Source organism: Corallococcus terminator (assembly GCF_003611635.1).
GTDB lineage: Bacteria > Myxococcota > Myxococcia > Myxococcales > Myxococcaceae > Corallococcus > Corallococcus terminator.
In genome coordinates, this window is the sequence record NZ_RAVZ01000178.1 from 1 (window position 1) to 19,658 (window position 19,658).

The following is a 19,658-nucleotide window of genomic DNA, read 5'->3' on the forward strand; positions in this document are numbered from 1 at the left end:
CACCGGGAGGCCGAATCCGCCGTGGTGCAGGGTGGGGGCGGGGGCGTCCTGGAACCAGGACAGCAGGTGGTCCCGGCCCGATAGCGGGTTCACGGCCGGGTCATTCCGCCCGACGCCCACCCCGTCGATGAACAGGACCGCGACGCGCACGGCGGGGAACTGTATCCTCGAATCCGACACGCATGGCCATCCACGGCGACCTCTTCAGCTACCCGCTTCCCGAATTCCTCCAATGGCTGGACAGCTCCCGCAAGACGGGGACGTTGCAGCTCTCGTGGGAAGCAGGCGAGCGCAAGTTGTTCCTCCTGTCCGGCCAGGTGGGCGCCACCGCGAGCGATGGCTTGCGCGGCCGTGTCGCCCGCCTGCTCTCCCTGCCGAAGCTGGCCCAGGGGCAGCGGGTGCTGGCGGCCTTCGACGAGCTGACGCGCACGCCGGACGTGGACGCGGCCTTCGACGCGCACGGGGTACAGGCGCGCTGGGTGCGCGACCTGGGCCGCGAGGAGCTGTTCGCGGCGATGACGGACCTGACCATCGCGGGCCGGGGCACCTTCCACTGGACGGAGGACGCGGACCGCACCGGTGAGGACTGGGTGCCGTCCGACATGAGCATCCGCGAATTGCTCTTCGAATCCCTGCGCTGGGTGGATGAGCAGGCGGACGTGGACAAGGCGCTGCCCATCGACGCGATGAGCGTGCGCGCGCTGTCGCCGCCCAGCCCCAGCCAGCCGCTGATGCACCGGATCATCCTGGGCATGACGACGACGCCGCAGAACCTGGGCCGGCTGCGGCTGTCCATGGGCGTGTCGCGCTCGTCGGTGACGCGGCGGGTGCACGAACTGTTGCGCGCGAAGCTGGTGGAGGTGGACGGCGCGCCGCAGGTGGAAGCGGATCCGGTGGCGGAGATGCTGGAGAAGGGCGCGGTGCTGATGCGCGAGGGCCAGTACGACGCTGCCGGCATCGTGTGCGGTCTGCTCCTGGCCAGCGACCCCGCGGATCGGCGCGTGCGTGAGTTCGCGCGCCTGGTGCAGCGCGAACACGTGGCCGCGCTCTACTCGGAGATGCCGCCGCTGGTGGTGCCGCAGCTTGTCCAGGCGCCCCAGGCCATGGTGATGCTCAAGCCGGAGGAGCGGCAGATCGCCGGGCTCATCAGCGGCACGTGGGACGTGTCCACGCTGGTGCTGGCCAGCCCCGCGCGCGAGCTGGAGACGCTCAAGACGCTGGCGAAGCTGCACCGCATGGGCTTGCTGAACCTCACGCTCCCGCGCTGACGGGAGCGCGGGTCACGGATGCGCGATGAGCATCAGGGTCCGGGCCCGTGCGTCCACGCAGGCCATGACCTTGCCGAGCGTGTCCGGATCCAACGCCGCGAAGCTCTCATCCAGGATGATGACGTCCGCGTCCTGGAGCAGGGCCCGCGCGAGGAACACGCGGCTCTTCTCGCCGTGGGACAACTGCCAGCCCGCGTCGCCCACCATCTCATTGAGGCCGCCCGGCATGCGCTCCAGCAGCGTGCCCAGGCCCAGCTCCTCGCAGACCGTCCGCGCCTCCGCGAGGTCCGCGGGATCCGCCGGCCAGCGGCGCCCCATCAGCAGGTTGAATCCGAGGCTCGCGGCGAAGATGTGATTCTCGTGGAACTGGGGCACCAGCACGATGCGCTCGCGGAACTCGCGGTCGCCCAGCGTGGCGCGGTCCACGCCGCGCAGCAGCAGCAGCCCGGAGTCCTGCCGGCGCAGGCCCGCGAGCAGCGCCGCGAGCGTCGTCTTCCCGCCGCCGGACACGCCCTGCAACAGGATGCGGTCTCCCGCGAGGATCTTGAACGAGCAGCCATCCAGCACCGGCCGCACGCGCGACGGATGGCGGAACACCAAGTCCCGCGCCTGCACCACCACCTCGCCCGTGCCGGAGGGCTTGTCCAGGATGATGCCTCCGCGCTCGCCCGTGCTGGTCTGCTCGTTGCGCGCGGCGCGGAACAGCGACGCGATGCTGCGCCACGCGACCACCGCGCTGCCCGCCGTCAGCCCGCCCTGGCCCAGTTGCTGGAGGGTGCCCCAGCCCAGCAACAGGCCGCCCACGCTCGTCGCGACGAGGCCCGGTGAGGCGCCCGACACGAGCGCCGGCCCCAGCACCGCCAGCGCCAGCACGAACCAGGCGCGCGCCGCGTACACCAGCCACAGGCGCGCCGCGTCCATGGGCCGGGACAGCCGCGCGTAGGCCGCGAGCTGCTGATCCTCGCCCGCGTGCCAGAGCGAGCGGGGCTGCTGCGCCAGGCGCGTGCGCTGTCCGGACAGCTTCTCCACCAGGTCCTGCGTGAGGGATTGCCGGGCGCGCGTCCACCGCTCCCGGGCGCGCAGGTGCCAACTGGCCAGGGCCACGATGAACACCGCGAAGCCCAGGAACAGCCCCACCTGGGCCGTGGGCGCGGCCCCCGCCAGCAGCACCAGCGGCACGAGGATCAGGTTGATGATCATCGCGAACGCCTGGAAGCCCGTCTCCAGCGCGAGCATCTCCATGGACTCGCTTTCGAACACCGCCGACAGCAGCGCGCCGCTGCCCTGCTGGCGCACGACGTCCGGGTCCATGCGGAAAGCGCCGTGGAGCAGGTGCTGCTTGAACTGCCGTCCCAGGAGCAGTCCCAGCAGGGACTGGAGGAACTCACCCCGGCTCATCAGCGGCACCTGGAGGAGCACGAGCAGGCCCCACGCCACGTGCCATCCATCCGGCTTGTGCCCGGCGAGCGCGTTGGTCCCCAGGTTCATCCACATCAGCACCGCCACCAGCGCGAGCGCCCCGTGCACGGTCAGCAGGGCGCCGAGCTTCGGCAGGATGCGCTCGCGCTTCAGCAGGGTCTTCAGCGACGTGCGGCCCGGCACCGGCCGCAAGAGCCAGCAGTTGGTCAGCGTCAGGTCGGAGCGGAACTCCGCGCGCAGCCGCACGGCCTCCTGGCTTCCGCGCTCCACCCTCGCGGCCAGGGGCCCCAGGTGCTTCGCGAGCCAGGTGTCGGTCTCCTCCTCGAACGCGGCGAAGCGGGCCGCGCGCAGGCTGGGGACCGGAAGGGTCTGCTCGCGTCCGTCCGGCAGCAGCACCGTGAAGTGCTTCGGATCCGTGCGGAGGATGACCAGGAAACGGTACTCGTCCGCAGTGGGCGCCTTCAGGCGGATGATGGCCGGCGCGCACTGGGACGCGAGTCCGTCCACGTCCTCGTAGCGGCTGCTCACCAATTGCATTTCGACCTGGAGCGCGTCCGCCGCGTACTGGAACCAGCGGTGGATGCCCGCGATGTCGTGCGGCGCCATCTGGCGATCCAACGCCAGCGCCTCACGGGGCTCCGCCACGAAGCCCGTGCGGCGGGCCAGCAGCAGGACCGCGTCGGACAGTCGCTCGAACGGCCACGCCGTCGAGAAGGCCTCCGGAAACTCCTGTGCCGTGAGCGCGGTCATTCGACGAGCCTCCCTCCCTCCAGCCGCCAACGTCGCCAGGCCGGAGCGTCATGCAGCAGTCCCTGCGCCACGGCCTCACCCTCCAGCAGCGCGCGGTAGCGCGAGCCGGGCACCGACAGCAGCGCTTCGGGGGTCCCACGCTCCACGACGCGGCCATCCTCGATGACCACCACCGCGTCGAAGCCCTGCGTCTCGCTCACGTCGTGCGTCACGCACAGCAGGGTGGTGTCCTTCCAGTGCTCGCGCGCCCGTCCCAGCAGCTTGCGGCGCGTGGTGCGGTCCAGGCCGCGAAACGGCTCGTCCAGGAGCGCGAGCCGCATCCCCGGACGCAGGAGCGCGCGGGCCAGCCGCAGCCGCTGTCCCTCGCCGCCCGACAGCCGCAGGCCGTTCTCTCCCGTGCGCGTCTGGAGGCCGCCCTGCATGTGCTGGAGCGCCGTCTCCAGGTCGGCGGACTCCAGCGCCCGCGCCATGTCGCCGCTGCCCACCTGCTCCTGCCCGTAGGTGAGGTTGGCCGCGATGCTCTGGTTCCACAGTTGCACGGCCGGATCCACCCATGCCGTCCGGGTGCGCAGGTCCTCGATGTCCGACGGCTCCAGCGGCCGGCCGTCGAGTCGCACCGAGCCAGACGCCACCGGATACCAGCCGAGCAGCACGCCCAGGAGCGTGGACTTGCCCGCGCCGGAGCTGCCCACGATGGCGACGTGCGAGCCGGGGGCGATGTCCAGGTCGATGTCGTGGAGCAGCCGGTGGCCAGAGACCTCCACGGACACGCCGTGGAGCGAGATGCCCGTGGCCTGGGACCGGGAGACCTCCGTCAGCGGCGCGGGGCTCGCGGGCCTCGGTGCGACCTCGGGAGCGCCCAGGGGCTCCATGCAGCGCAGGGCGACGTTGCGGGCCGCCGGGTAGCCCTGGATGACGCCCGCGAGCTGCTGCGCGTGCTCCGGCAGGCCCATGATCCAGTAGGCGACCAGCAGCATGCCGCCGGTGACGCCCTGAGAGCCCAGGTGCAGCGTGAGCAGGGTGATGCACAGCGCCGCGCCCACGGTGGCCTGGACGAAGCGCAGGGACACCATGGTGCGCAGCAACTGGAGGCTGCTGCGCATCCAGCCGGTGAGCAGGATTTCGTGCTCCCGTCCCAGCGCCGTCTGCGCCCCGTGCGCGCGCAGCGGCACCGCGCCCACCAGCGAGTCCAGGTAGTAGCGCGACAGGCCGCCCAACTGCGTGCGGGCCCGCATGTCCTGCTCCGTCATCCGCTGGCGGAAGGCGAGCGGCAGCACCACGCTCAGCACGGCCAGGACGATGGTGCCAGTCCACAGCCGCGAGTCCATCATGCCGATGGCCACCACCGTCGCGACGAGCCCCACCAGCGCGCGCGCGCCCGTGAAGGCCAGCGCGGGGAGGCCCCGGACGACGTGCATCATGTGGCTGCGCTCGGCCATGTCGGAGCTGAGCCGGCTTTGCAGGTACAGGTCCTGGAGCCGGGGAATCTTCTGGATGAACGCGAGGCGCAGGCGCATCTCCAGCACCCGCCCCAGCCGCTGCATGCCCGCGTAGACCCCGGCCTCCAGCGCGCCGAGCAGTGCGAGGAAGCCCACCACGAGCACGCCCGCGCCCACGCGCTGCATGCCCATGCCCAGGTCCGGCGCCAGGTCGAACAGCCGGCGCAGCAGCACCGTCTGGCAGATCATCCCCAGCGGCGTCACCAGCGCGCCCACCGTGAGCAGCGCCAGCCCCACGCGCGACTCGCCCGCGAGCAGCTTCGCCAGCTCCTGCTCGGGCCGCTCGTCGCGGGTCTCCAGCGCTGCCTGGAGTTCCTTCGGCAGCGCCGTGCCTTCCTCCGCCGTGTGCAGGACGCCGGGCGCTCGGACTTCCGTGGCCAGCCGCGCGCGGACGAGCAGCACGCCCGTGGACGCGACCATCGCGTCCTCGGGCGACTCACCCTCGACGGACCAGTAGGGGCGGGGCAGCAGGTCGAATCTCTCCTCGAAGGAGGCATGCACCCGCTCCACCATCGCGCGCACCGTCTGCGCTTCGGAGCCCCGGACGATGCCCGCCTGCTGGAGCGACGCGCAGAAGCGCACGGCCGCGTCCAGCGCGCCCAGGCCCAGCCAGCCCTCGGAGGCGCGCGCCAGGTCGAGCAGCGCGTCCGCGTCCCGCCGCGACACGCCGAGCGAGCGCAGTCGGGAGTCCAACGGGCTCAGGAACGCGGGGCTCTCCGCCCAGGCCCGCCAGTCCTTCGTGGGCACCGTCGCCCGGTACTTCAGCGTCGAGGGCGCGAACTCCGACCAGCGCACCCAGATGCGTCCGGCCGCCGGATCCATCACCTGCACGTACGGACCCACGCGGTTCCACAACACGACGAAGTGGTTGCCCAGGTGCGGCCGCTTCACCACCACCAGCGCGGGCAGCGCGCTCGCCGCGGGCAGGGGCACGTGGTCGGTGGGCACCACCGTCTGCCGCGCGTCCAGGCCGAACGCCCCCGCCAGTTCCTCCAGTGTGTCGATGGACGTGCCATCCACGGACGTGCGGCAGGCCTCGCGCAGGCGCCCGTAGTGCACGGAGATGCCGAAGCCGCCCAGCAGCGCCTTGAGCGCCGCGGGACCGCAATCCATCTTCGAGGACTGGATGACCTCCGGGATGAAGAAGCGCCGCGCGGGCGGTTTGCGGGCCGGCGCGATCGGTTCGATGGAAGGAGGCTCTACCGGCGCCGGTGCCCCGGTGCTCCCAGCGATGTGCGCGTCGTCCGGGACATCGTTCGCCCCGCCATCCACGGGCGGAAACACCGCCGGAGGAAGGGGAGGCGCCCGTCGCTGGGGATCTCGCACGGTCATGAAGTCGTGCCCAGCGTCTCGGCGAAGCCCCGGAAGAGGAGCGCGAAGGGTGACAGTTGCTCGACTTCAATCTCCACGCTGCCACTGAGGCCGTGCTCCAGCGCCACGTCGCGCAGGGAGTCAGGTGAGGCGCTCAGCTCCACGCGGATGAGTCCCTGCTGGGCCTCCTGGGCGACCTGTGACACCCGGGCCTCCATGGCGCCAAAGCGCGTCCACGGAAATCCATCCAGCCGCAGCCGTGCCTCCTGGCCAGGACGCACTCGGCCCAGCGCGGTGGGCGCCGGCAGGTACGCGATGATCTGCAAGGCGCGCTCGGGCACGAGCATCGCGAGCTGCTGACCCGCCGTCAGGTTCATGCCCGGATGCAGCGAAAGCACGCTGCCAATGGTGCCGTCCGTCGGCGCGGTGATGCTCCGCTTGTCCACCTCCGCGCGGAGCCGGGGCAGGGCGGCCTCCACCGCCTGCTGCTCACCGATGAGCCGGCTCAACTGGATCTCCAGCGCCGCGATGCTCGCGAGCCGGTCCTTCTGCCCCACGCGCAGCTCCGCCGAACGGCGCTCCTGCGAGAAGCGCAGCACCGTGCTGGAGGCCGCGTGCCGGGTCGCCTCGCTCACGGCGGCCTCGTACTCCGCCTCCGAGACGAAGGACGAGCGCAGCAGCCCTTCCGTCCGCGAAGCCTGACGCCGTGCCTGTTCGGCGACGACGGCCGCCTGCTGCTCCTGCGCTGTCGCCTCTCCGAGCGTGGCCTTCGTCAGTTGGACGTACCCCTCCAGGCCCTCGCGCTCCGCGTCCCGCTGTTTGCGAAGCGCGGCGGCCTCCGCCTCCAGCGCCGCCTGACGCGCCAACTGCTCACGCAGCACCGATTCCTGCTCCCCCGACTCCAGGCGGACCAGCACCTCGCCCGCCCGGACCTTCTGTCCCAGGCGCAGCGAGGACTGCGCCACGCGTCCCGCGATGGTCGGCTCCACCGGGAACGCCGCGCCCTCGACTTCCAGCCGCGACGTGGTGCTGCTCACGTACACGGAGACCCGGCCCAGGCCGAGCCACGCACCCCAGGCCACCAGGAACACCAGCACCGTGGCGATGACCGGCGTGCTCCGGCGGCCTTCGTCCAGCGAGGCCAGTGAGTCTCTGAAGTCGTAGGACATGGGGGCTTTCGACTACGCCGCCAGGGCCTGGGGCGGGAACGGCTCCACGCTCGCTCGGAACACGCGGCGAGGGGCAGCGTCGCGGGACACCTCGTAGACGCAGCCGTCGTAGGCGCTCGCCAGGAAGTGTCCGGGCCGGCTGCCCCGCGACACGGTGGAGATGCCGAAGTCGGTGAGCCGCTCTGTCTTCAGCCACTCGCCGTGCTCGGCGTCGAACAGCGCCAGCGTCCCGTCGTACGCCGCCGTGGCGAGGAGCATCGTCTGCGGGCAGCTGGCCACGCAGCGCACGGAGCGGCCGTGCGGGGTGGGGTGGACGCTCGGCTGTCCCTTGCTCCAGACGCGCAGCATCAGGTCGCGTCCCACGGAGGCGAAGCGCCCATCCGGCAGCGCGGCTGCGCCGTTGGTGATGCGCTCGTGTGCGTTCACCGTGCGCGTCACCTCCAGCGTGGACAGCGTGATGTGCGCCACGGTGCGGTCCGCGCAGGTGGCGAACAGCGTGCCCCCGTGCACCGCGAGCCCCTTGATGGCGGCGCGGAACACCGACAGCCGCTCGCGCAGGACCATCCGTCCCTCCGCCCGCGCCAGCAGCCACGCGTCGCCGGAGTACGTCCCCATCACCACCAGGGACTCGCCCCCACGTTGGATCTCCACCGCGCAGTTGATGGGCGAGGGCTGTTCGAACAGCACCTGGCCGGTGAGCGCGTCGAAGAGCGTGCCCGTCTGCCCGCCGGTGAGCAGTTGCCCCTGGAAGGACAGGAGGAAGTTGCACAGGCTGTCGATGCGCCGCACCGCCACGCCGTCGCGGTACAGCACGCCCGCGTCGCCAATGGCCATGATGGCGCCCGCGTGCACGCCCACCGCGTTGAGTCCCGGCGTGTCGCCCACGCGGGACAGGTCCCAGCGCCGCGAGCCGATGTCGAACGTCGCGTAGCTGGAGCCGAACGTGCCCACGATGACGCGGTCGCGCGAATCCAGCGCGCACGTGCGCAGCCACACCTCGCGCGGGGGGCGCGTCTCGGCCTCCAGCGTGAGCGAACCATCCGGCGCCGTGCGGAACGTGCGCAGGAAGCCGTCGTAGCCGGTGCTCGCCAGCCGCGACTCGCGCCCGCTGTACGCCAGGCACTTGATGCCCAGCGCGTGCGCCTGGTGCGTGCGCACCTGCCCGTCCTTGAGGATGAGGATCTCCCCGGCGTCGTTGCCGGCGTAGAGGACGCCCTCGGGCCCCATCGCGATGGTGTCCAACTGCACGTCGCCGAACGACACCTGCTGGAGCAGCGCGCCCGTCTCCACGTCCCAGCGGCGGATGTCCGCGTCATCGCTGGTGGACCACAGCTCGCGGCCGTCCGGGGAGAACTCCACGAACACGGCGTCCGCCGCGTGGCCTTCCAGCAGGTGCACGAGTCGGCCCGTCAGGTCGAACACGCGGATGGCGTAGTCGCGCGACGCGGTGGCGAAGCGGTCCCCTCGGGGGGAGAACGCGACGCGTTCGATGTCGTCCGAATGGCGCATCACCGCGAGCAGCCCCAGGTCCGGCACGCTCCAGAGGCGCACCGTGTGGTCGCTGCTGCCCGACAAGAGGAAGCGGCCGTCCGGGCTGAAGGTGCAGTGGTTGGCCAGGTGGTCGTGCCGGGCCCGGGCCACCGCCGTCTGCGTGCGGGCGTCCCAGAGGATGAGCTGGCTGTCGTAGCCGGCCGTCGCGACGTAGCGGTCGTCCAGGCAGGCCACGCCGCTGATGGGAGAGCGATGGTTGATCACGGGACGTACACCCCGGCGTCGTCGTGGATGGCGGCGGACAGGGGCGCATCCACGGTGCCCATGGAGTGCAGTCGTCCGTCGTGGGCCCAGTACCGGCGCAGCACGCCGGTGCGCCCGAAGACGACGAACTCGTTCGGGTGCGCCCCCTCCGCGCGGTTCGCGGGCATCCACAGCAGGCCCTTGGGGTAGTCCAGATCGAAGCCCGTCACCGACAGCTCCTGGAACGTCTTGAAGTCGAAGAGGTGGATGCGCCGCGCGTAGGTGCACAGCGCCAGGAACCGCCCCGAGTCATCCCAGGCGAAGTCCTCGATGGTGTTGCCCAGGTGGGGGATGACCTGCGCCATGGCTCCCGTGGCCACGTTCAGTTCGTACAGCTCCGCGCCCCGGCCCACGAGCAGCCGGTCCGCGTCGCGCCACTGCATCCGCTTGGGCGCCCAGGTGCCCTCCACCGTGAGCAGGGGGCTCAGCGTGGTGGCGTCCAGCAGGCGCAGCAGGCCCTGGCGTTCGCACACGGCCAGCACCTTGCGCGTGGGGTTGTGGGCCAGCGCCCAGATGGGCTCCTCGCCGGTCTGGACCTCCGCCTTCACCTGACCCGACTCCAGGTCGATGCGGAAGGCGCGCGAGTCCTCCGAGATGGCGAACAGGTCGAAGCCTTCCTGCGACACGGCGATGTCGCGCAGGGGCGCTGCCAGCTTCGTCACCGGGCGGGTGATGCCGTTGCGGACGCTGAGGATGTGGCCGTCCGAGCGGCCCTGCACCAGCGCCTGCGTCGGCGGGTGGAACACCATGCGCTTGGCATAGGAGCCCCGCGACGCGGCGACCGTCTCCCAGCGGGTGGAGACCTTCGTCTCCATCGTGCCGGGGTTCGCGCCGTCCACGTGGACGTGGAGCATCTCCGGCCCCTCGCCCGCGAACGCCAGGTCGTGCGTGCCCACCCGGACGCCGGTCCACAGGGCGTTGGGCGTCTCCTTGATGACGGCGGTGGGGCGCTTGCCGGACAGGCTCGCCTTGTAGAAGGCGCCGTTGCGGCACTGCACGATCACGAGGTCGGGGTCGCGCTCCAGGTGGTGCAGCCAGCGCAGCTTGAACGGCGTCTGGAGCACCACGCCCTTGGACGCGCACGTCTCCGGGTCGATCTCCACGAGGGTGCGGTCGAACCCGCTCGCGAGCACGCGGCCGGACGCGCGGTTGATGGAGATCTGCTCCAGGTGGTCGCGCACCACCGGCGGGCCCACGAAGGGCTCCTGCTTGCCGCTGGCGTCGAACCGGATGACCCGGCGCGTGTCGCTGGCCAGCAGGTACATGGAGCCGCCCAGGTGCTCCGCGCAGTGGATGGTGCGCCGGTCATAGCGGTAGCGCAGCACCGGCTCCTTGGGCTTCTTCGGATCCACGACGGCCACGTGGCCGCCAAAGGTGGACGCGAAGATGTTCCCGGAGTCCGGCAGGTAGCGGACGTAGTCGATGTCGTACGCGATGCCGTCCGGATCCTGGAAGTAGCCTGCGGCCCACAGCGGATCGTGGCGCGTGTCGTCGAAGGAGATCTCCGTGAGCGCGCCGTCCGCGTTGTGGGTGATGAGCTTGCGCTCCGTGGGATGGAACGCGAGCGGGCACGACAGGGGCAGGGTGGCGACGAACTCGTAGCCCTCCGAGCGGATGTCACGCAGGTAGATGTCCTGGAGCTTGCGCAGCTTGCGCGGGTCGCTGCGGTCCCAGATGGACACCGTGTAGTCGATGCCCAGCGTCGCCAGGTACGGCAGCGTCGGGTGCACCGCGATGGACTCGATGGAGGCGGCGTGCGCGACCAGGTCCGTGTGGATGGCGAAGTCATCCACGCTCACGGACAGGAGGTGGCCACCGATGGTCGCCGCGAACATGAACTGTTCGGACGGTTCCACGGCGAAGGCAGAGGATTTGCGGAGGGAGTTCATGAGGGTTCTCCAGAAGCCGCGGCTCACGCCGGGCCAGCGGGGCTCACAGCGCGAGTCTGAAGCCAAACAAGTTGAAGTTCGGGTGGGGGCCGTGCCGGCGCGCGCAGCGGGCCAGGTCTCCGCCGCACTCCGCGGAGCCGCCCCGGAGCACCGGATAGACGGGCCCCAGCGCTTCGGTCAGGTTGTCTTCGATGAAGCGGCCACCCGGGTAGGGCGCGTAGTCCGTGGAGGTCCACTCCTCCACGTTGCCGGCCATGTCACAGACGCCATACGCGGTCGGATGGGCGGCGTAGCGCGTGACGCTCGTGGTGCCGCCCAGGCCCGCCTCGCGCGTGTTGCACAGGCGCGCATCGAACGTGTCGCCAAACGGGTAGTCCCAGTGCTCGGGGCCGCGAGCCGCGTACTCCCATTCCGCTTCCGTCGGCAGCCGCCAGGCCTGCCCGGTGCGCTGCCGGGTCCACTCCAGGTACCGCGCGATGTCCGCCGCGTTCACGCCCCACACGGGGTGGTCGTCCGGCAGGCCCTGGCGCAGCGAGGTGGCCGGCGCATGGCCGGTCTGTGCCACGAAGGCGCCGTACTGCTGGTTCGTCACCGGGAAGCGCGCCAACTGGAACGCCGCGACCTCCTGACGGTGCTGGGGCATCTCCTTGCGCAGCCAGGCCCCGAACGAGAGGTGGTAGTCCGGTTTGATCAGCGCGGACTTCCACCGCAGCATCGCCCGTTCGACCTCCTCCTCGGTGGAACCCATCTGGAAGGCTCCGGCGGGGATGGGCATTAACTCGACGGGTTCGAGCGCGGGACGGACGAAGGCCAGGGTCATGGGAGGAGAGACGGTGGGAAGAAGGAAGAACGGCAGTGGGGCGACATACGGTTCGCCCCACCGCCGGGGGACGACGATTAGGCCGGGGCCGCGATGATGATCGGCGGGCGCACGATGATCGGACCCGTGATGATCGGGCCGGGGTTGGTGATGATCGGACCCGTGGGGAAGGTGAAGGCACCGGCCTTCACGCCACTCTTGACCTGCACGGGGAAGGCAGCGGGGGCGCTCATGGTCTGGTTGTTCATGGGGTTGTTTCCTTGGTGTGTGGGGTTGTCCCCGTCACGCACGCGTGGCGGGTCCTCGGCGGAGGGAATGCAAAGACATCCCTTCACCGAAGCCTGTGTCGCTGGTCGGAGCTGTGTGGGTTTGAAGCGGGCCGTCTTCGCGTTCCGGGCGAAGCGGCCTGGGTCACATTCCGTAGCGGAATCTCTTCTCGAACATGCCGGGCCGTACTCTCAGCGGCTTCATCGCCCGGGCGTACTCAATCAATACGTTCGACGCGTAAAACATTCGCTCGCGCAAATACAAATCTTCGTCGCTTCCCGGTGCGGCCCCTTCGTTGAGGACCTGCGCGACATTGCGCACGATGATGTGCTCCGGGATGAAGCACAGATGCGAATTCTTGCTGCTGTTCATGCGCAGCTCGGCCACCGGGTAGCTGCCGCCCATGCCCGACGACACGGAGACGACGAGCACGGGCCGGTGCCGCACGCAGCCGTCGCTGCAAAGGACCAGGAAGTTCTTCATCGCGGGCGTGGCCATGCCGCCCCACTCCGGGGTGACCAGCACCAGGCCGTCCGCATCCGACAGCTCCTGGGACACGGGGCCCCAGGTCGCCTGCCAGGATTCGGCGCCATTCCAGACGCCTTCATCCCAGAGCGGCAGGGGCGTTTCGCCCAGGTCCAGGTAGAAGGCCTCCCGGCCCGGCCCGCCCTGGAGGAATTGATCCCGGGCGAAGCGGCCCACCTTGGCGGATTGCGACGGCGTGCGGTGGCTGCCAATGACAAACGCCAGCTTCAGTCGGTCCTGGGAAATCATGGGCGGGCTAGAGCAGGTGGCCGGATTTGACGCGTTTGGTTTCGAGGTACCGGACGTTCTCCGGGCGGGTCGGCCCGAGCAGGGCCACGCGGCGGTCCACGTCGATGCCGTGGGCTTCCAGCCCGGCGATCTTCCGGGGGTTGTTCGTGTAGAGCGACACCCGCTGGATGCGCAGCGCGGCCAGCATGCCCGCGGCGATGTCATACGTGCGCAGGTCATCGTCGAAGCCCAGGTGCAGGTTGGCCTGGACGGTGTCCAGCCCCCGGTCCTGCGCCTGATACGCCTGGAGCTTGTTGGCGATGCCAATGCCCCGGCCCTCCTGGCGCAGGTAGAGCAGGACGCCGTTGTCTTCCCGGGCCAGCGCCTCCAGGGACTGCTCCAACTGGTCGCGGCAATCACAGCGCAAGGAGCCCAGCGCATCGCCGGTGAGGCATTCGGAGTGCAGCCGCGCGGGCACCGGGGTGGTGCCGTCGAGCGCACCCCGGATGAGCGCGATGTCTTCAATCTGTTCGCCGGAGGCGTGCCGGAAGGAGACGGCGGTGAAGGTGCCGGCGCGCGTGGGGAGCTGGGCCCGGGCGAGGACGAGCAGGGTGGGGCGACGGAGCAGCGGGACGGCGGTCGACGGCATCATGTCCCCACCTTCCGGTCGAGCTGGCGCTCCACGTGTCCATCCACGAGGCCCTCGTCGCACAGGCCCTGCTCCAGCAGGGGTTCCGCGTCCACGAAGAGCGTCACCACGCCGTGACGGGGCAGCTCGCGCAGGGCCAGGCGCAAGGGCAGCGGCGTGCCGTCCTGATAGGGCAGCGGCACCACGGTGATGGCGGCGGCGCCCGAGGCGAGCATGTATTCGGCGTGCCGGGCCTCCGGGCAGAACACCAGCCAGCGGTCGGAGGTGCTCCGGCGCGCCACGCGGCGCAGCAGCTCCGTGCCAGGGGCGGCGACGACCGTCAGCGGCGCGGCAGGTGGCAGGGCCGCGTCCATCTCCTCCGTGGCAATCCAGAGGGCATCCATCTCGGGAGGCACGACGCGGGAGCCCGGGCCGGTGGACAGCAGCACGGAGGGCATGCCGGTGGTCTGGACCTTGGCCCAGGGCGCGACGAGCTCCTCGGCGCTGGCGGCCATCACGTGGGTGGTGACCTCCACGCCCGCGGCCCTCAGGCGTTCAATGCCGCCGCCCCGGACGTGGGGATTCGGGTCGGTGGCGCCCACGACGACGCGCGTGATGCCCGCCTTGAGGATGGCTTCCGTGCAGGGACCCGTTCGACCGTGGTGGTTGCACGGCTCCAACGTGACGTAGAGGGTCGTGCCCTGCGTGTCACCTTGAGCGTTGGCAATGGCATTCACTTCCGCGTGCGCCGTGCCGGCCTTCTCGTGGTGGCCACCGGAGATCAACCTTCCGGCTCGCGTCAGCACCGCACCCACGTGCGGGTTCGGTGCGGGACGGCCGCGCCGCCCCAACTCGATCGCGCGCAGCATCCAGTCTTCGTCCGATGGTTGCATCCCACGGCCCCGATGAACGGTTCCGCTCCGGCTACCGGAGCGCCCCTGTTGTTCACTTCCATTGGGTATACGGAGGCGTATTTCTTTATTCTCGGCGGTATTTCCGACCCGATTTTCGGAGATGTCCGGATTATGAGTGTCTGAGAAAAAAGAACTCGGCGGGGGCGTGCGTGTGAAACGCGTCTCATGCGTGCTGTTTCCTCGCGTCGGGTCGGACGCATAGATTTCGGTGTTCCCGTGCTCGCGCTCCTCCTCACCTGCTCCCTGCTGGCGGCGGCTCCCAGCGCTCGTTTCCCTCAAGGGACGGCGCGGATGGAGGCGGGGCCCGCGCCGCACGGACTGCCCGACTGGGATGTGCAGCGCTGCGAGGAGTGCCACGCGGAGCAGGTGACGCAATGGCGCGCCAGCGGGCATGCGACGGCGCGGACCGACGACGTCTTCCAGGTGGCCATTACAGAGGACCGCCCCACGTGGTGCGTGCAGTGCCATGCGCCGTTCGCGCGCAACCTGGGGCGTGGAGCCCTGCCGCCCGACAGTCCCGCGGAGGAGCGCGGGGTCACCTGTGCCGGCTGTCACGCGCCGCTCGGTGACGCGAAGGGCGCGCAGGCAATGCCGTGCGCGGGCTGTCACCAGTTCGGCTTTCCGGTGCTCGACAGCGGCGGACATCGGCAGCGGCTGTCCGCCAAGCAGTCACAGCAGGACACGGTGGGCGAGTGGACGCGGTGGCGTGAACAGTCCGGTGACACGCGTCACTGCACCGCCTGCCACATGCCGCGCGGGGACCATGGCCTGGGCGGCACGCGCCGCACGGATTCACTCAAGGCCGCGCTGGCGGTGGAGCAGGTGCGCGGGGCGCTGCTCTTGTCGCTGCGCGACGTGGGCCATGCGTTCCCCACGGGGGACGTGATGCGCTGGGTGGGCGTGGAGGTGGCGAACGAGCCCCTCTTCGAGTCCCCCCGCACGGTGGCCACCTTTGGACGCAAGCTGGAGTTTCGTTCGTGGCCGGGAGAGCCCCTGCCGCACCTGGGCGCCGTGGAGGACACGCGGCTTCTACCCGGTCAGACGCGCCGCGTGCCCCTTCCTCCCGGGGCCCGCTATGCCCGCATCGTCTACCACCTCGTGTCCCGGCAGCAGGAGGACTCGGGGCTCTATCCCGCGGGGCTGTCGCGGCTGGTGCTGTGGGCCGCGCCGCTGCAATCCCCTCCGACTTCCACGAAGGACCGCACGCCATGATCCTCCTGTCGCTCCTGCTCGCCGCCGCGCCGCCCGTCCTCCTCGAACCCGATGCGGGCAGCGCGCACCGCCTGCACCCGCGCCGCGTGACGGCGTCCTCCTTCCTGGCGAACGGCTGGAACAAACACGAGCAGAACTACCTGCCGCTCTACGTCGCGGATGAAGACCCCACCACCGCGTGGGTGGAGGGTGTGAAGGGACGCGGCGAGGGTGAATCGCTGGAGTGGTGGGGCCCGGCGCTGACGAAGGCGAAGGCCTACCGCCTCTTCGTGCGCAACGGCTTCCAGAAGACGGACAAGCTCTTCCGGGCCAACGCGCGTCCGCGCAAGGTGAAGCTGGAGCCGCTGGTCCAGGGCGAGACGGGCCCCCAGACGACGGGCACACCGTTGGAGGTGGAGCTCAAGGACGTGCGGGGCTGGCAGGAGGTGCGGCTGCCCGTGCCGGCGAAGGTGGCGGGCGTGCGGCTCACGCTCGTGACGACGTATCCCGGGAGCGCCTACGAGGACACGTGCCTGAGCGACCTGCGCGTCTACGTGGAGGGGGATGATCCGTACCGGCCGGAAGCGGAAGCCGCCGCGTTCGAGGTGGTGCGCGCCTTCGCGCTGGAGCGCAAGCAGGCCGCCGCGCGCAAGGACACCGGGGCGAAGCTGGCCTGGGCGCCGCGCTACACGGCGGAGACCCTGCTGTCGCAGGAGCGCGACACGAAGAAGGCGGCCGGGCTGGGGGGCGTGTGGACGGGGCTCGACAGCGTGCCGGAGCAGGAGTCGTACCGTGCGGCGCTTGCCCTCGCGCGCAATGCGGAGGCCCTGTTCTCGTCGGTGGACCTGGAACTCAATGGCTCCGGGTCCCTGGCCCGCACGCACTGGACGCGCGTGACGTACTCCGAGCGCCAGTCCCAGGGGGCCGCGGCGATGACGGCGCTGTCCGCCATGGAAGACGATGGGGTGCGCGACGTCGCCGGACTGCTCCACCTGGGAAATGTCAGCTTCACCGAGGACAAGACCACTCAGGCGGAGCAGGCCGCCCGCGAGGCCGAGCGCGAGAAGTATGAACTCGCGCAGCGGACCTGCGTGAACACGTGCGAGAAGACGCGCAAGAAGAAGCCCCTGCCGGCCGGCGAGTCGTACGACTGTGACTGCAAGGACGAGTGCGCCGACAACTGCGGCGGGCCGCCCCTGTACTCCGCCGAAGAGCTGGATCGCCGGTACGGCGGCGGCGAGTTCCTCCAGGGCTCCCTGGAGGAGCCCACGGCCTACCTGTTCGGCGTGGCTCAGCAGACCGGCAACCGCGAGGTCTGGGTCCGCTTCCGCCAGACGCTGGTGACCTACGCGGGGGACAAGGCGGAGGTGGTCCTGCGCCAGGTGGAGGACGCGCCCCTCCAGGTCCACGTGCTCGACTGGAAGGAGTCGAAGGGCAAGGCGAGCATCGCGTCCATCACCTCCTTCATCGTCAGCAGCGAGTCCATCCGCGTGTTGCGCTACCGCCCCGCGACCTAGCGAAGGCCCGAAGCCCCCTCCGACTTCCACGAAGGACCACACGCCATGATCCTCCTCTCGCTCCTGCTCGCCGCCGCGCCGCCCGTCCTCCTCGAACCCGACGCGGGCAATGCGCACCGGCTGCACCCGCGCCGGGTGACGGCGTCGTCGTTCCTGGAGAACGGCTGGAACAAACACGAGCAGAACTACCTGCCGCTCTACATCGCGGATGAAGACCCGACGACGGCGTGGGTGGAGGGCGTGAAGGGGCGCGGCGAAGGCGAGTCCATCGAGTGGTGGGGGCCGTCCCTGACGAAGGCGAAGAGCTACCGCCTCTTCGTGCGCAACGGCTTCCAGAAGACGGACAAGCTCTTCCGGGCCAACGCGCGTCCACGCAACGTGAAGCTGGAGCCGCTGGTCCAGGGAGAGACGGGCCCCCAGACGACGGGTACGCCGCTGGAGGTGGAGTTGAAGGACGTGCGGGGCTGGCAGGAGGTGGTGCTGCCCGTGCCCGCGAAGGTGGAGGGCGTGCGGCTCACGCTGGTGACGACGTATCCCGGGAGCGCCTACGAGGACACGTGCCTGAGCGACCTGCGCGTCTACGTGGAGGGCGACGACCCGTACCGGGCGGAGGCGGAGGCCGCGGCGTTCGAGGAGGTGCGCAGCTTCGCGTACGAGCGCAAGCAGGCCGCCGCGCGCAATGACACCGGAGCGAAGCTGGCCTGGGCGCCGCGCTACACGGCGGAGACCCTGCTGTCGCAGGAGCGCAGGAAGCCGGACGACAACTACAGCGAGTCCGCGAGCAAGCGGCTCGCCAGCGTTCCGGACAAGAAGGCGTACCACGACGCGCTCGTGCTGGCCCGGGAGGTGGCCGACCTGTTCCAGAAGGCCGACCTGGAACAGAAGGGCCCCGCGTCCGAGGCCCGTTCGACGTGGGCACGGGTGAAGCCCGCGCAACTGAAGCCTCAGAAGGCCACGGCGCGCGCGGCGCTCTCCGCGATGGAGGACGACGGGCTGGTGGGCGTCGCCGGACTGCTCCACCTGGGGGATGTGTCCTTCTTCGAAGCCGACACCACCCAGGCGCAGATGCTCGCGACGATCGCCAGGACGCGCAAGCAGGAGTCGGCCGCGCTGAAGGCCTGCGTGAAGCAGTGCGTGCAGCACCGCAAGGATGAACCCCTGCCGGCCGGCAAGACGCACGACTGCGACTGCGAGGGCGAGTGCACCGGTTGCTACGATGCGCCGGTGAGCACCCAGGCCGACGTGCTCAAGCACCAGTTGGAGGGCGGCGAGTTCCTCCAGGGCCCCCTGGCGAATCCCACGGCCTTCCTGCGCGGCAAGGCCGAGGAGTCCGGCAGCCGCGAGTCCTGGCTCACCTTCCGCCAGACGCTGGTGCGCTACGCGGGGGACAAGGCGGACGTCGTGCTCGTGCGCGCACACGGCCCGGACATGTTGCAGGAGGACGAACCCCTCCGGGTCCATGTGCTCGAATGGACGGAGTCCGGAGGCAAGGCGCGCCTCGCGTCCATCACGACCTTCCTCGTCAACAACGCCTCCCTCCGCGTGGTGCGCTACCGCCCCGCGAGCCGGACGTAGGGAGCCCGGGGCCCCGTCCTCCCGACGGGGCCTCGCGGGCCTTCAGTGGACCGTGGGGGGCCGCGGCAGCAGTTCGGATTCGATGAGGCCCTCGAACGCGGTCCACGGGTCCTCCATGGTGGCGTAGTTGTCCGTGAGCTCCTCGCCCGGTTCGATGTCGCGCAGCGCGAGCGTGGCGGTGCGCTCCGGGTTGTTGCCGCAGGTCGCCTCGGGCGAGTGGTTCATGAAGCGGGCATGGTCACCGCACAGCACCAGGGTGTCGTGCTCGCAGTAGGCGTAGCGGGCCAGGAACGCGCGCGCCTCCGGGGCCATGTCCTCGACATCCTCGGGCCAGAAGCGCAGGTCCAGGCCGGCCTCGTAGAGCCACACCACGGTGCCCCGGGGGATGCGCTCCTCCGCGAACAGGCCCAACCCGTGGATCCGCGACGGCTTCAACGACGTCTTCACACGCAACATGCAGGGGCGCCCTCCGGGACTCCCCGGTGGGAGCCATGCCCCTGAGATGTGGGTGCGACGGCCCGGCCTGAATCACCCGGCGGTCGGAAGCCCCACGGCGTTCAGTCGCACGAAGACCTGCATCAGGACGTAGAGGGAGAAGGCGGCGTCGTCCACGCGCAGGTGCGGCATGGTGGACAGCCCCTGGAGGCGCAGCAGGTCCGCGCCGTCCACGTGGAGCAGGAAGGCCTGCTGGGCCAGGGTGCCCTCGCCGGCGAAGGCCATGGCGCGCCGGACGGCGTCGGTGCAGGCGGTGACGCAGGTGGTGTAGTCCCCGGCGCTGAAGGCGGCCTCGGCGGCCCGGGCGTGGTCGAAGAGGTCCCCGGGCGCCAGCGCGCTCGTGGGGCCCAGCAGGCGGGGGCCGGCGCTCGCCGCGATGATGGGGGCGGGCTCCACGCG

Annotated in this window: 15 protein-coding genes and 1 pseudogene; 4 read left to right on the forward strand and 12 right to left on the reverse strand. The window is 70.7% G+C overall.

From position 1 onward, the window contains the following. Nucleotides 1–182 precede the first annotated feature (182 nt). Entirely contained in the window at nt 183–1,268 is a 1,086-nt protein-coding gene (locus tag D7V88_RS23885; protein WP_120536066.1) for a DUF4388 domain-containing protein, read from the forward strand. Nucleotides 1,269–1,280: 12 nt separating this feature from the next. Here the strand turns inward: D7V88_RS23885 and D7V88_RS23890 are convergent, their stop codons facing one another. The 10 genes from D7V88_RS23890 to ribD all read right to left on the reverse strand — a co-directional run bounded on the left by D7V88_RS23890 (nt 1,281) and on the right by ribD (nt 14,460). Next, nucleotides 1,281–3,437 carry an ATP-binding cassette domain-containing protein gene (locus tag D7V88_RS23890; RefSeq protein ID WP_120542958.1) on the reverse strand — a complete coding sequence of 719 codons (2,157 nt, stop codon included), beginning with the start codon at nt 3,435–3,437 and terminating at the stop codon, nt 1,281–1,283. Next, entirely contained in the window at nt 3,434–6,268 is a 2,835-nt protein-coding gene (locus D7V88_RS23895; RefSeq protein ID WP_120542959.1) for an ATP-binding cassette domain-containing protein, read from the reverse strand. Before D7V88_RS23895 ends, D7V88_RS23890 begins: the two co-directional genes overlap by 4 nt. Then, nucleotides 6,265–7,416 (reverse strand): HlyD family secretion protein, encoded by a 1,152-nt coding sequence (locus D7V88_RS23900; RefSeq protein WP_120542960.1) that lies wholly within the window; start codon nt 7,414–7,416, stop codon nt 6,265–6,267. Before D7V88_RS23900 ends, D7V88_RS23895 begins: the two co-directional genes overlap by 4 nt. A 12-nt stretch (nt 7,417–7,428) precedes the next feature. After that, nucleotides 7,429–9,171: a WD40 repeat domain-containing protein gene (locus D7V88_RS23905; protein WP_158625136.1), complete on the reverse strand. Its 1,743-nt coding sequence runs from the start codon at nt 9,169–9,171 to the stop codon at nt 7,429–7,431. Further along, nucleotides 9,168–11,099 (reverse strand): hypothetical protein, encoded by a 1,932-nt coding sequence (locus D7V88_RS43110; protein WP_158625137.1) that lies wholly within the window; start codon nt 11,097–11,099, stop codon nt 9,168–9,170. Before D7V88_RS43110 ends, D7V88_RS23905 begins: the two co-directional genes overlap by 4 nt. A 43-nt stretch (nt 11,100–11,142) precedes the next feature. Next, nucleotides 11,143–11,919: a formylglycine-generating enzyme family protein gene (locus D7V88_RS23910; protein WP_120542962.1), complete on the reverse strand. Its 777-nt coding sequence runs from the start codon at nt 11,917–11,919 to the stop codon at nt 11,143–11,145. Nucleotides 11,920–11,996: 77 nt separating this feature from the next. Further along, nucleotides 11,997–12,167, reverse strand: coding sequence for a hypothetical protein (locus D7V88_RS43115; RefSeq protein ID WP_158625138.1), 171 nt, complete (start codon nt 12,165–12,167; stop codon nt 11,997–11,999). 163 nt (nt 12,168–12,330) lie between these two features. After that, on the reverse strand, nt 12,331–12,960 hold the full coding sequence (locus D7V88_RS23915) for an NADPH-dependent FMN reductase (protein ID WP_120542963.1): 630 nt from the start codon (nt 12,958–12,960) through the stop codon (nt 12,331–12,333). Nucleotides 12,961–12,967: 7 nt separating this feature from the next. Beyond that, nucleotides 12,968–13,591 carry a GTP cyclohydrolase II gene (gene ribA, locus D7V88_RS23920; protein ID WP_244238349.1) on the reverse strand — a complete coding sequence of 208 codons (624 nt, stop codon included), beginning with the start codon at nt 13,589–13,591 and terminating at the stop codon, nt 12,968–12,970. After that, nucleotides 13,588–14,460, reverse strand: coding sequence for a bifunctional diaminohydroxyphosphoribosylaminopyrimidine deaminase/5-amino-6-(5-phosphoribosylamino)uracil reductase RibD (ribD, locus tag D7V88_RS23925; RefSeq protein WP_120542965.1), 873 nt, complete (start codon nt 14,458–14,460; stop codon nt 13,588–13,590). The genes ribA and ribD overlap by 4 nt, the downstream gene beginning before the upstream one ends. 237 nt (nt 14,461–14,697) lie before the next feature. Between ribD and D7V88_RS23930 the strand changes: the two genes are divergently transcribed. The 3 genes from D7V88_RS23930 to D7V88_RS23940 are packed head-to-tail and all read left to right on the forward strand — an operon-like array spanning nt 14,698 to nt 18,764. Then, nucleotides 14,698–15,693 carry a multiheme c-type cytochrome gene (locus D7V88_RS23930; RefSeq protein ID WP_244238350.1) on the forward strand — a complete coding sequence of 332 codons (996 nt, stop codon included), beginning with the start codon at nt 14,698–14,700 and terminating at the stop codon, nt 15,691–15,693. Further along, a complete protein-coding gene (locus D7V88_RS23935) occupies nt 15,690–17,189 on the forward strand; it encodes an NADase-type glycan-binding domain-containing protein (protein ID WP_120542967.1) in 1,500 nt (499 codons plus the stop codon). Before D7V88_RS23930 ends, D7V88_RS23935 begins: the two co-directional genes overlap by 4 nt. Nucleotides 17,190–17,234: 45 nt before the next feature. Next, a complete protein-coding gene (locus D7V88_RS23940; RefSeq protein WP_120542968.1) occupies nt 17,235–18,764 on the forward strand; it encodes an NADase-type glycan-binding domain-containing protein in 1,530 nt (509 codons plus the stop codon). A 42-nt stretch (nt 18,765–18,806) separates the two neighbouring features. Here D7V88_RS23940 and D7V88_RS23945 read toward each other — a convergent pair whose 3' ends face one another. Further along, a complete protein-coding gene (locus tag D7V88_RS23945; protein ID WP_120542969.1) occupies nt 18,807–19,220 on the reverse strand; it encodes an SET domain-containing protein in 414 nt (137 codons plus the stop codon). Nucleotides 19,221–19,292: 72 nt separating this feature from the next. Then, nucleotides 19,293–19,658: pseudogene (locus tag D7V88_RS23950) on the reverse strand (GTP-binding protein); the annotation flags it as partial.